General features: G+C 38.4%; 13 protein-coding genes and 1 pseudogene. 6 read left to right on the top strand and 8 right to left on the bottom strand.

Annotated features, from left to right (window positions below):
• The 4 genes and pseudogenes from ASE01S_RS16065 to ASE01S_RS10315 all read left to right on the top strand — a co-directional run.
• Positions 1–720, top strand: a pseudogene (locus tag ASE01S_RS16065) (collagen-like protein); the annotation flags it as partial.
• 206 nt (positions 721–926) lie between these two features.
• Complete coding sequence (locus ASE01S_RS10305; protein ID WP_067841781.1) at positions 927–2,006, top strand: glycosyltransferase family 2 protein; 1,080 nt, start codon at positions 927–929, stop codon at positions 2,004–2,006.
• 143 nt (positions 2,007–2,149) lie between these two features.
• Positions 2,150–3,163, top strand: a complete 1,014-nt coding sequence (locus tag ASE01S_RS10310) for a hypothetical protein (protein ID WP_067841783.1) — start codon at positions 2,150–2,152, stop codon at positions 3,161–3,163.
• A gap of 57 nt (positions 3,164–3,220) precedes the next feature.
• Positions 3,221–3,403 (top strand): hypothetical protein, encoded by a 183-nt coding sequence (locus tag ASE01S_RS10315; protein WP_067841786.1) that lies wholly within the window; start codon positions 3,221–3,223, stop codon positions 3,401–3,403.
• Between the two features lie 72 nt (positions 3,404–3,475).
• Here the strand turns inward: ASE01S_RS10315 and ASE01S_RS10320 are convergent, their stop codons facing one another.
• The 5 genes from ASE01S_RS10320 to ASE01S_RS10340 form a co-directional block, all read right to left on the bottom strand.
• Positions 3,476–4,267 (bottom strand): carbon-nitrogen family hydrolase, encoded by a 792-nt coding sequence (locus tag ASE01S_RS10320; RefSeq protein ID WP_067841788.1) that lies wholly within the window; start codon positions 4,265–4,267, stop codon positions 3,476–3,478.
• Between the two features lie 436 nt (positions 4,268–4,703).
• Complete coding sequence (locus tag ASE01S_RS10325; RefSeq protein WP_245630359.1) at positions 4,704–4,877, bottom strand: YfhD family protein; 174 nt, start codon at positions 4,875–4,877, stop codon at positions 4,704–4,706.
• A 125-nt stretch (positions 4,878–5,002) separates the two neighbouring features.
• Positions 5,003–7,777, bottom strand: a complete 2,775-nt coding sequence (locus ASE01S_RS10330; RefSeq protein WP_067841790.1) for a glycoside hydrolase family 3 protein — start codon at positions 7,775–7,777, stop codon at positions 5,003–5,005.
• A gap of 225 nt (positions 7,778–8,002) precedes the next feature.
• Positions 8,003–8,593: a GNAT family N-acetyltransferase gene (locus ASE01S_RS10335; RefSeq protein ID WP_067841792.1), complete on the bottom strand. Its 591-nt coding sequence runs from the start codon at positions 8,591–8,593 to the stop codon at positions 8,003–8,005.
• 526 nt (positions 8,594–9,119) lie between these two features.
• Entirely contained in the window at positions 9,120–10,466 is a 1,347-nt protein-coding gene (locus tag ASE01S_RS10340; protein WP_067841794.1) for an MATE family efflux transporter, read from the bottom strand.
• A gap of 244 nt (positions 10,467–10,710) precedes the next feature.
• Here ASE01S_RS10340 and ASE01S_RS10345 point away from each other — a divergent pair, with 244 nt between their 5' ends.
• On the top strand, positions 10,711–11,154 hold the full coding sequence (locus ASE01S_RS10345) for a GNAT family N-acetyltransferase (protein WP_306303216.1): 444 nt from the start codon (positions 10,711–10,713) through the stop codon (positions 11,152–11,154).
• 247 nt (positions 11,155–11,401) lie between these two features.
• Here ASE01S_RS10345 and ASE01S_RS16085 read toward each other — a convergent pair whose 3' ends face one another.
• Positions 11,402–12,064, bottom strand: coding sequence for a chromate transporter (locus ASE01S_RS16085; RefSeq protein ID WP_217995648.1), 663 nt, complete (start codon positions 12,062–12,064; stop codon positions 11,402–11,404).
• The gene (locus ASE01S_RS16090; protein WP_217995649.1) at positions 12,016–12,606 is read right to left on the bottom strand and encodes a chromate transporter; all 591 of its coding nucleotides are present in this window, start codon (positions 12,604–12,606) and stop codon (positions 12,016–12,018) included. Before ASE01S_RS16090 ends, ASE01S_RS16085 begins: the two co-directional genes overlap by 49 nt.
• Before the next feature lie 139 nt (positions 12,607–12,745).
• Between ASE01S_RS16090 and ASE01S_RS10355 the strand changes: the two genes are divergently transcribed.
• Positions 12,746–13,051: a PadR family transcriptional regulator gene (locus ASE01S_RS10355; RefSeq protein WP_067841797.1), complete on the top strand. Its 306-nt coding sequence runs from the start codon at positions 12,746–12,748 to the stop codon at positions 13,049–13,051.
• Positions 13,052–13,709: 658 nt separating this feature from the next.
• Here the strand turns inward: ASE01S_RS10355 and ASE01S_RS10360 are convergent.
• On the bottom strand, positions 13,710–14,207 hold the full coding sequence (locus ASE01S_RS10360; protein ID WP_083512101.1) for a staygreen family protein: 498 nt from the start codon (positions 14,205–14,207) through the stop codon (positions 13,710–13,712).
• Positions 14,208–14,255: the final 48 nt, after the last annotated feature.

Raw genomic sequence — 14,255 nt, forward strand, 5'->3', positions numbered from 1 at the left:
ACTGGTGCTACCGGACCTACGGGAGCAACAGGGCCGACCGGGGACACCGGGCCAACGGGCGCTACTGGGCCGACCGGAGCTACCGGACCGACCGGGGACACTGGACCGACTGGGGCTACCGGACCTACGGGTGATGCTGGACCGACTGGGGCTACTGGGCCGACCGGAGCTACCGGACCTACCGGGGCTACTGGATCTACGGGAGCAACCGGACCGACCGGAGCAACCGGGCCGACCGGAGCAACCGGACCGACGGGCGCTACCGGGCCGACTGGGCCAACCGGACCGACCGGACCGACCGGACCTGGTGTTGAATTGTTTTTTAATAATCAAACGGGAACTATTACAGTATTTAACCCACCTAGTATACCTTTAAATACTGAAACTACTGTTGCTACAGTCCAAAATGTTCCTCTGACTACTGGGCAAAACATTAAAATTGACTATGCATTAGTTTTTGAATCTATAAATATCGCAAATAGTAACCTTGCATTTGAAATAAAAACCTATCGTAATGCTACATTAATAAAAACACAAATCTTTAATCATGCGATGGAACAAGCTGAAACTCAGATATTCCCATTTTATAATACTTTTGTTGATGTAGCTCCAGAGACCGATCAGGTTGATTACTCAGTTAGGGTTACAGTCACCTCTACAGACAATATAGCATCAATTACCGTTTTGAACAGTGATTTAAACTTAATTAGCTTTTCGTAACTATTAAAGAAGGGAAGAAATATTCTTCCCTTCACTAAATTGTCTTAAAAGGCATAGTTATCAAGTACGATCTTAAAAATACTAAACAACATACAATGCTTTTTTGTAATAGGCAGTTTTCATTTGTAGCTTTTCTTTGTTACCTGAAAGGCACACCAAGTTAGTGAGTTGGTTAACTATTTAAAAGATGAAGGAGTGAAACTAACATGATTACGGTAAGCTTATGTATGATTGTTAAAAATGAAGAAGCCGTATTAGATAGATGTCTGCAGTCTGTAAAAGATATCGTTGATGAAATTAATATTGTCGACACCGGCTCAACAGATAAGACGGTTGAGATTGCCAAAAAATATACTGATCGAGTATTTTTTTATAAATGGACTGGAAACTTTTCAGAAGCACGGAATGCTTCTTTACAGTATGCAACTAAAGATTATATCCTCTACATTGATGCGGATGATGTTATCTTACCTGAAGATCAGAAAAAATTTATTGAACTAAAGAAGAAGCTAGATCCTAGCATAGATGCTGTCTCAATGTATTACAATGCCGGCACTGATGAATTTGGCAATATTACATTGCAGTATAGACTAAATCGTTTGCTGAAAAGAAGTAAAGGTTTTAAATGGGAAGGAGATTGCCATAATTACCTAAACGTTACTGGGAAAATTATCAATTCTGATATTGCTATTACACACAAAAAACTGAAACATTCTGTTGGACGAAATTTAGATATATACCAAAAAAAGCTGGAGCGTGGTGATACATTTACTGCTAGAGACTATTTTTATTATGGAAATGAACTTAGAGAAAATGGGCACTACCGAGAAGCCATTGAAAGCTATCAGAAAAACATAGCCTTAAAAACAGGTTGGGTAGAAGACAAAGTATATGCATGTATAAATAAAGCCGATTGCTATCGCAACCTTAACGACACAAATAATGAACGTGCTTCACTATTTGAGGCCTTCCAATATGCAAAAATCCCTCGTCCAGAAATATGTAGTCGATTAGGATTTAATTTTCAAAGGAATAGAGAATATAATGCAGCTATTTTTTGGTATCAGTTAGCAACACAATTAAAAAACGATCCAAATAAATGGAGCTTTACTTACCCTGCCTATGCAACATGGTATCCACATTTACAACTATGTGTTTGTTACTATAATATTGGCGACTATGAAAAATCCTATTACCATAATGAACAGGCACGGATTTACCGACCAGAAGATGAAAGAATTCTGTTTAATAAAGAACTTTTAGAAAAGAGATTAAAAACAAATTAATCCCAGCTATAATGTTCTTTGATTAATATATGTATACTGATTATAAAATTAAAACGAACATGTTTATCCAAGTATTTATTTCTGCTTGTATTTACCAGGTAATACTATAAAATAAATGTAAAAAGAGTCTAAGGAGAGATTTGATGGATAAAACGATTCGTTTTTTACAATGTAACAGCTGCCCCTCGATTCAATACCGGCTTGAAAAGGAAATATTGAAGCAAAGAGAGATACCAAAAGATCATCAATGGCAGGCTCAAATTTTGACTGATCCAGCCATCATTAAGTTCTTAGACATGCAACAGGAAAATGGCTGGATCGCTCAAGATTTCCATAGTTCAGACGGTATTGAAACAGCTGTACGTGTCTTTGCAGAAAAAGGGGTATCTGCCGACCACCCCGCAATTCACAAAATGCTAAGTGCACTAGAAGAAAAACAAGATACCTTTGACCAAGGCTCTCTTCAACGTGTAGGGAAAATCCTCGATCAAAAACATTTAGGCGGATCACAACTAATTAGAGCAACCGTATTTTCATATATGGGAATTGAAAACAAGCCCTTTATTCAAAATCAAATTAAGAAAGCTTTGGAAAGCTTCGCTTTTGTTTTACAAGTTAATCAGATTGAAGATATAACTGAAGTCTACAAAAATCAGCTTGTTTTCAAACAAGGAGTTAAATGGCCAAGCATCTATGATCTTCGTTTATTAGCCTTCACATCCAGCTGGCGTTCTCCAAATAATCAAAACATCATGAAAAGGGCGATTCAACGACTTATTATCCTATCCCCAATCCCATCCATCCTAGTATTAGAAAAGAAACAACTAATAGCACCAGCATCGTCTTTTATGAAAGATTTCAAGGTAAATACCTTTCCTAAACAAAATAAGGATTGGATGATCTGGTTTCATCAATTAGAGTTGTTGACACGACTTGGTCTTGCTAAAGAAATTGAGGAATTAAACGAAGCTACCCAAGCTTTACGAGTCAAACTCGATGAAAACGATGGTTTGTTCACTAAAAGGTTAGCGCATTACTATTTTACAAGTTGGAGCCCTTACACAGGACTGGCTCTAGAAAAAGATTGGCGCTCTCCTAAGCGACGATTATCAGACCTCACATTTCGCTCCTTACTAATTTTAACATTAAGTAGTTAACCCAATTGCCAATTAACTCAAAGAATAGGAGGCGATGTTAGCTACTATCGAGCTACTATGGCGACAAATCATGCCATGCAGTCGATGTATAAGATACAAACAATTGCGGTGGAAACAACCTCACATGCACAAATTACTTTGAAAAATAGTGAAGAACAGAAGACAGAGGTGGAATACTTATCAACATTTATTAATCCTTTTAATGAAATTACGATAGAATTGAAGAAGCATGATGAATAATCAAGAAGCAAGTTAACAACAATAAAAACAGAAACAGCATCTCCTTCTAAAAGGAGAGATGCTGTTTCTAAATTAATGCTGATATAAGTGCGGCACCCTACTATCGAATACAGGAATATTTTTGCGTATTTCTGTTACCATCGCTAAGTCTATACTCGCTTCAACCGTTGATTCAGTCTCTGGAAGCCCTGATGTTACAAGCTCACCAAACGGATTAATGATAAGTGATTCCCCAGCAAAATTTGTACCATTGCACACTCCACTGCTATTAGCAGAAATAAGATAGCACTGATTTTCGATCGCACGCGCATATTGCAGGGATTTCCAATGATCCTTTCTTGAGGTTGGCCATTGTGCAACAACATGGATAACTTCCGCTCCCTGTAGTGCCAAATCCCTCATCAACTCTGGAAAACGGAGATCATAACATATAATCACACCCATTTTGACACCATCTAATGTAAATACAGTCCCTTTCTCTTCCCCGCCAATTAAATATTTAGGCTCATCTAACATTGGAACGAGATGGATTTTGTTATATTGATGAACAAGCTCACCATCACGATTAAATACGTAGCTCGTATTATAAATCCCTTTTTCTTTTTTATTTGCAATCGAACCACCAATAATATTGATTTGATATTCTTGCGCTAACATACTTAAAAAAGGAATCGTTACTTCGCCATTATTATCTGCCAAATGATCAAGCTTTTCCAAGGCATAACCGGCATTCCACATTTCCGGTAATACGACTGTATCTGGTTTATTCTCACTTACTTGTGCCTCAATCCACTTTTGAATTTTAGTTCTATTTATTTTTGGATCTGCTACAACAACATCCATTTGATAAATTGCGTATTTCATCTCAACACCTACTTTTTTAATATTAGCCTATCACAAATTCTTGATTGGTTCACTTTTTTCATTATTACTTGTGATTATTAATTACTGTCGAGATGGCAACCTTATGAATAGCTAGTTTTGTTTGATGTTAGTAAAATGAATATGCCAAGGCTAAAGGCAATTCAGTTGCTGTTGTTTTTAATTCAACGTATAAAGCCGAAAAATGAAATATTTAATCCCTTTTACCAGATGTCTTCTTCCCCATCTTATATCAATAGAATTTTTCGTTTTTATCAGACCATGTATCCATTTGAACAGTAAAAGTACACCTTGTTTAGCCTATAGTCGGTAGTCAAAGCCCCTCATGACTAAAATCATGAGGGGCTAATTTAGTGTACCTGCGGTCGTACAATTTGTCCAAAACATCCTATTCTAATTATGAAGCGTTCTTTGACATTTATAACTTTGGGTTTCTTTCTTTTACACGATTTTCTGCTGCTTCGGCTCGTTTTTGGGCTTCTTTGTCTTCATAATCAGCTAACTCCGCTGAAAATTCAACATCTAAGCCGTCACTCATTGATTTTCCCTTGTTTTTAACTCGACTAATCTTATTATGCTTACTTTTATTCACATCAATCACCTCATACAAATATATTTGGTGTTAGTATGTGCTAAAAGCGCTCAATTATGATCGTGTTAAAATGTAGGAATACTATCCATGATTTAAAAAAATTTGATTCTATTCACCGTGCTTTTTTATACTTTTTTAAAACTAACTCTTTCCACTTCCATCCCTGGCTTTGTATATTCAATTTTCACTTGATATAGCCCTGACTCTAGCTCAACTCTAACGAGCTTTTGAATAATCCAAGCACCTGCTGTGCCGTTTGTTTGGGCAGTCGAAACGACTTGATCATTGAGAACGATATTACAAGCCATTTGTGATAGATCCGTCCCTGAAGACTTCAATTTGGCTAAGATACGATATTGACCTGGCTGACTTACTTTAAAGACGGCATCAGTACCTTGATTCAACTGAACATGTTCACTATCCTTTAGGGACTGGACAGCACCATCCGTATGAATGTCTCTTGCAGCTACTTTACCTGCTGTATCATCAAATATCTGCTTTCGACCAAAGACTGGTGCTTCGATTAGAAATCGACATATATTCATGGCTGAACGCTGCAGTTCACCACGTGTTAAGGTACCTTCCTCTAGTGCTTGTAACGTATAATCTTGAGCTGCATTAACCTCTGCTCCGTAATTATTAACAACCATATAGAGATCATTCTGAGCTCGAACCATATGATGCGTATTTCTTCGATCAGGCTCACCCGCTTCAATTGGATCATTCATATGCGCCCACCAGTCCGTCATTACAATGCCTTCAAAGCCCCATTCTTTTCGTAAAATTGTTGTATTTAAATCATAATTTGACGCAGACCAATGACCGTTAACCGGATTGTATGCAGTCATCACTCCACGTGCTCCACCTTCTTTTATAACCATTTCAAATCCTTTTAAATAAAGCTGACGTAAAGCACGCTCTGATACAACAGCATCCACTTTATTCCGTGACTGCTCTTGACTGTTACAAGCGAAATGCTTCGGTGTTGCATGTGCACCACCTTTTCTGATACCACGTGCAGTAGCAACAGCAAAGGCCCCAGTTAATAAAGGATCTTCTGAGAAATATTCGAAATTACGTCCATTTAAAGGGTGACGTCTTAAATTCATCCCCGGTCCCAGTAGCATATCAATTTGGTTGTTAACCAGCTCACGCCCTTCCATTTCATAAAGTGCTTCAACTAATGGCCGGTCCCAAGTCGCAGCTAATAATGTTCCAATTGGTACTTGGGTAGCTTTATGACCACTATCCATTCGAATTCCAGAAGGACCATCAGCCGTACAGGCTACTGGTACACCATAATGGAGTAATGCATCACTTACCCCACCAAATGCAGAAGCTGTACCTGGTGTCACAAGTGGACTACTCATCCCTTCTCCTCGGACAATTGCGGCTAATTCCTGATCGCTAAATTGAGCAACAAATGCTTCGATTGAGATCTTTTTATTGGCCACATCTTGCAAACGATAGCCTTGATCGCCTGTTTGATCGAGTGATTTCGGCATTCTTTCCTTGATTCGATTAGATAATGATTGTTGTCTTGTCGGCACATCAACATATGTTAATTGATAAGTACCATTTTCTTTTAGCTGACCAGGTTTGAAGCGCTTAAAGCCTTCAATTGGCGCTAATGCCTCTTCAAGTTGTTGAACAACGCGAATGTGATCAACTCTATAACCTGGCTGTCCGTTCACAGACACCTGTACGGTATCACGAACACTTGTCCCGACATGAATATAATACGTTCCTGCTTCTAATACGTAAGCAGAACGAAATCCAGTAACTCCACCATCATCGTAAGAGGCAAAATCATTGGGACTAAAGCGTATTGTTAGCGTATCTATTTCACCGGGCTCTAGTCGCTTAGTTTTAGCAAAGGCAACTAAAGAACGTGTTGGTTGTCCTAGCTCTCCTTGTGGAGCCTCGACATAAACCTGAACAACCTCTTTTCCAGCAAAACTTGTACCCGCATTCTTCACATTAACCTCAAGCTCGATATATTCTTGATTGTCTTGATTAATTAAGCACGCTTGACCATAAGTTAAGTCAAAGCTCGTATAGGAAAGACCATAGCCAAACGGAAATTGAACCTTCTCTGGTGCAAAGGTTTCAAAATAACGATAACCAACATAAATATCTTCCTGATACAAATTTTTTATTTTGCTACCATGGTTGATGTGTGAAGGGTAATCATCGATACTGTAGGCAATTGTATCTGTTAACTTGCCGCTAGGTGTCACATCACCTACTAATACATCAGCGGCAGCACGCCCCCCTTCCATTCCACCATGCCACGTAAAGATTAAAGCTTGGACTGAATACTCATTCACCCAACTAAGGTCAATAATATTAGATGTGTTCAATACAACAGCTACTTGATCAAAATGATCGCTCACCAGTTTGATCATCTGTTTCTCATCATCTGTTAATAAGTAGCTACCTGGTTTTGCTGCATTATCCTGATCCTCTCCTGCTGTACGTCCAATTACGATTACAGCCTTATCACTATTTGCTTTTGCATCTAGGACCATTTCCTTTGTTAAAGGCATCTCTTGCTGGTGCCATGGTTCAGCCGCCCAGCCGCCACCACCATCGTCAAACGGATTAGCTTCAACCCATTCCTCATAAATAGATGCAAGGGATTCATTAACTTTAATAGACTTTTTTTCTCTTAATCCATCGAGTAAATTTGTCGTATATGTCACATTGACACTACCACCAGAACCGGTCCCACTACGATAATAATCTTTTTGAATACGACCAAAAACAGAGACCCTTTCACCCTTTAAAATTGGCAACACATGCCGCTCATTTTTTAATAAAACAGCTCCGTCCGCTGCTACTTTTCGACTAAATTCAGCAAATCCTTCTAATGGTACACCTAATAACCTATTTGTCATTAGCCAATCCCTCCTGTCTCATTCATCACATGATCAACATTATCAGAAAGCGGTTTCATTTACTACATTAAAAAACAGAGCAAAAACCATGTCAAATAGAGAGATAAGCGCAATAACAAAATCCGAATAAATCGATCATTAGAATAGACACGATAACTGATCGATTGGTTATTATTCCATTAACCTTACCAATAGCTAGATAGTGCTAGCCCTTTGACCCGTACTTTAACCTTTTAACATGAGGTACTCCCCATATTTTTTTCTTCGATAAGTCATTTGGTGGTGGGAATTAATTTGAAATCCATTTGCTAAGTAAAACCGGATCGCTGAATGATTCTGATCATTAACAAAAAGGGAAAGCTTGTGATATTGATCACTTAACTTTGAGATAACTTCTGTCCCCACTCCTTTGCCACGGAAGGGTTGACTGATCGCTAGGCCGTTAATATAGTAAAAATCTGCTGTTATGTTATAAGTGAGCATTTTATTTATTCTACGGAAAATCGGCCATCTTAAATAATACGGCAGATAGCCCATTGATTTTTTCAAACAAGTATGACTTAGTTGATTTAATTTGTTTGCCTGTTGAACGCTATAAATAATCACCAAACCGACAAACTGACCCCTTGTCCAAATATAGTTCATATTACCTGGTAAAAGGTAGCTTGGCCAAAGCTCGATGTATTTACGAATCACTCGATGAGCTTGAGGACCAAAACTTAATTGATGTAACACCGGGTCAGTTGAGTAAAGCAGCTCAGTCATCACATCCGTATACTCGACATCATAATCATACGGTTTCAGCTCGATATTCATGTTATCACCTCTTCATAATGTCTATCCTCTCCATTTTTAGTAAGAGTTAGACCTATGTCACCGAGCTGTCATACAAAAAAACTTGGCCACTGCCAAGTCTTCATCAATACCTTGTTTTTATAAATTGCAACTTCGTTCTGTGGGGGATATGCCAGTGCAGACGTTGCGAACTTAGTCAGCTTCCTCTATCCCCACTGAACGACCGTTACTGGCTGTGGGATCTCCCACTTAGACATAACGTTTAAGATGTTCTGTTTTTCGAAGTTAAGCTATTTCATTTGCAATGACTATACTGTTCCAACCAAGATGAGAAGAGTCTGTCCATGTTACGAGTAATGCTAACCTCTATAACTAAAGGGACTGGGAGGATCCGAACAATCTGACTGAGCGTAGGAAAAATACGTAACTCCTGCTAAAGAAACAGCATGAGCTGAAGATTCACTGGGTCTTCTTTACCCCGTAAGCTGAAGCCATGTCTGCGGAAAGCGCAGTATTTTGCCGAAGTGGTGAGAGATATGTTCGGATTTCATATATCTAATTCTACTTTCACCCCAGTTTCTTTCCAATTACGATGCTGTTGAACATAGAGTTGCCACATAACGATGCTAGACGTTAGGGCTTCAGTAACGACAAAAGAGAGCCAAACACCTGTCATATCCAAGAGTAAAGATAATAAAAATATGACCGGAATAATCAAGACAAAGCTCCGAAGCGTTGATAGCCAAAAGGCCGTACGCGGCTGTTCAATCGCACTTAAATAGGCGATCGCAATAATGTTAAAGCCAGCAAAGATAAAACCAATAAAATATAGATAAATACCTGTTTGAGCAATTTCAGTTAATGCCAGATTATTGTCACGATTGAAGAAACCAATTAACGTATCAGACCCTAAGGTCAAGGTTCCATAGATGATAATGGTTAGCAGGCTAGCAAACGTAATACCATATCTGAGTATTTTTTTCATCTCATCATATTTTAATTGACCGAATAAATAACTAACAATTGGCTGGATCCCTTGAGCCATACCAGTAAATATAGCCACCACCACAAAGGCAATGTTGGCAATAATGCCGTAAGCAGCTATTCCGACATTGCCAGCAAGCGAGAGAATCACCATATTGAATACTAAGATGACTACCCCTGTCGATATTTCAGTGATGAAGGCAGAAATACCTAAGCTCGCTATTTTAGTAAAAACACGAACCTTCCATGTTATTTTCTGAAGGGTCAAGCTATTTTTAGGCGATTTAAAGTGAATAGACAGGATCATTATGCTAATAATCGGGGTGGCTCCAGTAGCAAGCGCAGCACCTAGCATGCCCATGTCAAAGCTAAAGATGAAAAGATAGTCAAGTAAAATATTTGCTAAACTCCCTACCAACATCCCTAGCATCGCAAGCTTTGGGTTCTGGTCATTTCGAATAAAGCCTGTAAGCAGATTGTTAAAGATAACAAATGGAGCAAATAACATAATAACCTTAAGATAGCTATTCGTTAAAGGAAGTGTTTCGGCGTCCGCACCTAATAGGTGACTTAAATAATCCGAGCCTACTAGACCCAATAATAAGATCAGTCCACTAAGGATTGTCCCAAGAATTAAAGCATGATTAAAGACGTTTGTTGCACTTTGTCGCTTTCCTTGCGCTTTTAAAATGGTGTACCAAGTCGCACCACCTATTCCTAGCATCAAGCCAATTCCTGACATAACCGTGAATACAGGTAATGCGAGATTAAGGGCAGCTAACCCAACCTCACCAACACCATTAGCGATAAAAAGTGTATCAGCTAAAATATAGATAGACAAGCCAATCATACCCATAATATTTAAACTTACATATTTAAAAAAAGTTTGGAAATCCCCTCTTATCTCCATCTGTTACAACTCCTTTAGCTAAAACATTTGAACGACCACAAAAAAAAGCACCAAACGTTACCTACTATGGCCTAAAGGTAAAACGTTTACTGCTTAACTAGCTTTACATGGCGGCAAAGCTAACAGTTTGATATATTGATAGATACTTTAGCAGAAGGATAAGGTAATGTCAACTTAATTATTAACGATAGATTGACAAATCTTTATCTCTTCATTAAAATGTGTCTTAATTTGAGCAAAGGACGTGAATGTATTGTCACAATATACAATTAAAGCTTTAAATACTGATGAAGAACTAATACAAGCATTCCCAATTATGCAGCAATTGCGACCACAGCTTAATCAATCATCTTACTTATCTTTAGTTAAGGACGCTCAAAAGCTTGAACGATATCAATTGCACGGGCTTATTAAGCATAATTCACTGATTGCTTTGGTTGGCTTCAAGCCAATGGTCACTTTGTATTACGGGCATTTTGTTTGGGTATGTGACTTAATTACCGATCACCACTACCGATCTCAAGGTTTTGGTGAACAACTATTAAACTATGTACATAACTGGGCAGATCAAAATGGATATAGCTCGGTTGCGCTATCCTCAGGTCTTAATCGTACCGATGCCCATCGTTTTTATGAACAGAAAATGACCTATACTAAAGCAAGCTATGTTTTCAAATATGACCTTTAAATCACAGTTCAACACCTTATAGCTCAATAGGCTACCAGATGACTATAGAAGAGATTGGTAGCCTAATTTTTTTAATACCATCGCCCCACATAGGTACTCCCAAAAAGTACCCCTGGTTTACAGGCTGTTAAGGTAGAACTAAATGATACTGAGCACATTAGCTTATTTGTTGTGTGTAACTCAACCAATGTATAATATCATGTCTTAGCTATGATAGTGGTGTTCTTTCAGCCTGGAAAACTAATTATTAGCCGATCATGAAGCCAAGACAGATAACGAGTATTACAATGAAGGGGGCTGGAATCTTTTTTAAGGACAATAAAAATAATGTGCAAGCCATGACAAGTAAATTATCCCAAGCAAAGCCACTTCTTTGCATAATAATTAAAGCTGAAACTGTAATAAGCCCACCTGCAATTGCATTTATCCCTTTTAATGAAACTTTAATCCCACGAATTTGCTTAAGCTTTTCCCAAATTGGATAGACAAAATAAATAAGGAGAAGACCAGGCAAGAAAATCGCTAGCCCAGCAACCAAGGCACTTGATATTTGAGTGAATAGTGTGGCTCGACCTGCGAGGCCGCCTGCATAGGCACTAAAGCTAAACATTGGCCCTGGCATAGCTTGAACTAAGCCATAACCAGTTAAAAACTCTTCAGTTGTCATAAAAGAATTGATCTCGACCAAGTCACTAAACATAACCGGAATAACGACCTGTCCACCACCAAAGACAAGGTAACCATAGCGATAAAAGCTCTCAAAAATCTTCACTAATTGATGGTTCACTAATAACGAAAGGAGAATAGCGCCAATTGTGATACTAACAAAAGCGATGAGGTAGCGCCAAGGTGGATTTAGGCTTACACGGTGCCATAAGTTTTTTTCACGTGAATGGATGATAGCAACCACTCCACCGAGCACCAATAATAACGGAAATACCCAGCCTGTCTAAAAAAGAAGCTAACAAGTGCCGCTACAATAAGTAGCACCATAGTAAGCCGATCTGTGACAACCTTCTTTCCAATTTTAAAGGCAGCCATGACAATAAAAGCAACAGCCATTGGTCCAATATAGCGTAAACCATCAGCCGAGAGCTGAACCCGCTCAAGAAAAAGATATAAAAATGACAACATGGTCATCAACAACAGCACAGGTAGTGACCAAACGAGCATCGTCAATAAAGCCAACACAGGACCACCTTTTTTATGTCCTATTGCTACAATGGTTTGCGTACTTGATGGTCCTGGTAAAATACTGCATAAAGCAATCAATTCAATTAGTTCTTCTTCATCTAAATATTTCTTTTTTGTGACTAATTGATCGGTAAACACGCCGTAATGTGCTTCTGGACCACCAAACGCCCCCAATGAGCAGATAAAAATATCTCGCAAAAATTTAGTCCAGCTCAGCTCTTCCTTAGATTCCTTACTCTTAGTTACTGTCTCTCTCATAAACTTCTCCCTCCCTTATTTGAATCCAGCTTGTTTTTGAGCTATCATGATAAAAGAAAAATAACTCTTTTAATTACGAACACCGATATTGAATACCGATATCGGTTATGTATTAATAATAGTATGAGGAGTATTAGCAATGCAAGAGCAAATTTTAAGGAAATTCTTTCTAGGCTTTATTCAAATTCATATATTACACCATGCTAAAGAGGAGCCTTTCTATGGAGCCTGGATGATTGAAGAATTAAAAGAGCATGGATATGATATGAGCCCAGGTACGTTATACCCGATTTTACACAGTATGTCAGAGAAAAACCTGCTAAAAAAAGAGAATCGAACTGTCCAAGGGAAAATTCGTAAATACTATTCTATTACTGAGCTTGGTGAAACGATTTTAACCGAAGCAAGACAGAAGGCATATGAACTGTTTAAAGAGATTAAATGATCAATCTTGATTTTGTTTATAAGCTTTATGGTTGTACAAAAGGGAAGCCTCCAAGACTAAATGTCTGAAAAGGGCTTGTTCTATCAGCTTAAGAGCTGTAATGCATTAAGGTTAGTAACAATAGTAAAAATCGTCCGTTATAAAATGTTCGCATCATGACTTTCATTTTAGATAACTGGACGATTTTTGCTGGACTTTCAAGTTTTTGATAATTTAACCTCAAAAAAATAAGTACATAGAAAAGCTAGGCAGACGCGAGGAAAATAGAAGCTTTTATGTACTCTCTTTAAGTATAGAAAAAAATGTCTCGATATGACGCTGGACTAGAAAAATAATGGGAGTCTTACAAAAGCCCTTCGATGGGGCGAGTAATCGCAGCCCCAGCCAGTTAAACTAGCGATAAAATCATATTCAGAAGGCCTATCTCTATCTTTTCCATCCTTGGTTTGTTTAGCTTTTTAGTTGCTAACAACTGTCGATTTGTTCAATTCCTCCCCTATATCAAATACGCCACGGCGTATTTGCACCCAAATTTTGTCGAGCTTCGTTCGATGAGTTTCCGCTAAAAATCTATGACATCCGCCGTAGGCTTTAACTTTAATCAGCTGAGGTTTAAACCGCCACTGAATCAAAGACAAATAGGTTTTTATCTCACCTCTTAGAGAAGCGGGAGACTTCTGCCTAATGAAGTTAAAAGTATGTAATCCATCGGTGCTCCCCAATGTTCCTCCCTGTTATATTCTGAATAGCTTGATTCAAAACAAACCTTAATAAATGCACAGTATAGATATTGGTGTCTCATTAAGAACGCTCGATCACCATAAAGAATGGCCTCTAAAGCTAATGGTAACTTACTCCTAACACGATACTCCTGTTGCATCACAGCCTTTCTATTTTCGTCCCCGAGATAAACCTTAACAAAAAGTGTACAAATTCCGGCTTCCATACACCATTCTGCTAACACTGCATCTCTTTTTTCAGTTATCTGATCATGAGCATAAGTCAAACCAATATACAAAAATTTCTCAGCCGTTTGATCTGAACTGATCAAGGTGTATCTCCGTCCAATTACCGCATCTGTCTGTAAAAGATGGGAATTGAACGTAACATAAAGCTGATTTGGATTAAAAAATTGCAACAGCAACACCTCTTTCATTTATGATCCACTCTAATCATACGATCAATATCTTCCTTTTAGTCTCGA

Origin of the sequence: Amphibacillus sediminis NBRC 103570, assembly GCF_001552275.1 — a bacterium.
Classification (GTDB): Bacteria; Bacillota; Bacilli; order Bacillales; family Amphibacillaceae; genus Amphibacillus_B; species Amphibacillus_B sediminis.

Coding starts and splice junctions, on each gene's coding strand:
- ASE01S_RS10340 (WP_067841794.1), bottom strand. CDS start 10,466: ATGGAGATAAGAGGGGATTTCCAAACTTTTTTTAAATATGTAAGTTTA.
- ASE01S_RS10355 (WP_067841797.1), top strand. CDS start 12,746: ATGCAAGAGCAAATTTTAAGGAAATTCTTTCTAGGCTTTATTCAAATT.
- ASE01S_RS10320 (WP_067841788.1), bottom strand. CDS start 4,267: ATGAAATACGCAATTTATCAAATGGATGTTGTTGTAGCAGATCCAAAA.
- ASE01S_RS10315 (WP_067841786.1), top strand. CDS start 3,221: ATGGCGACAAATCATGCCATGCAGTCGATGTATAAGATACAAACAATT.
- ASE01S_RS10335 (WP_067841792.1), bottom strand. CDS start 8,593: ATGAATATCGAGCTGAAACCGTATGATTATGATGTCGAGTATACGGAT.
- ASE01S_RS16090 (WP_217995649.1), bottom strand. CDS start 12,606: ATGAGAGAGACAGTAACTAAGAGTAAGGAATCTAAGGAAGAGCTGAGC.
- ASE01S_RS10305 (WP_067841781.1), top strand. CDS start 927: ATGATTACGGTAAGCTTATGTATGATTGTTAAAAATGAAGAAGCCGTA.
- ASE01S_RS10310 (WP_067841783.1), top strand. CDS start 2,150: ATGGATAAAACGATTCGTTTTTTACAATGTAACAGCTGCCCCTCGATT.
- ASE01S_RS10330 (WP_067841790.1), bottom strand. CDS start 7,777: ATGACAAATAGGTTATTAGGTGTACCATTAGAAGGATTTGCTGAATTT.
- ASE01S_RS10360 (WP_083512101.1), bottom strand. CDS start 14,207: ATGAAAGAGGTGTTGCTGTTGCAATTTTTTAATCCAAATCAGCTTTAT.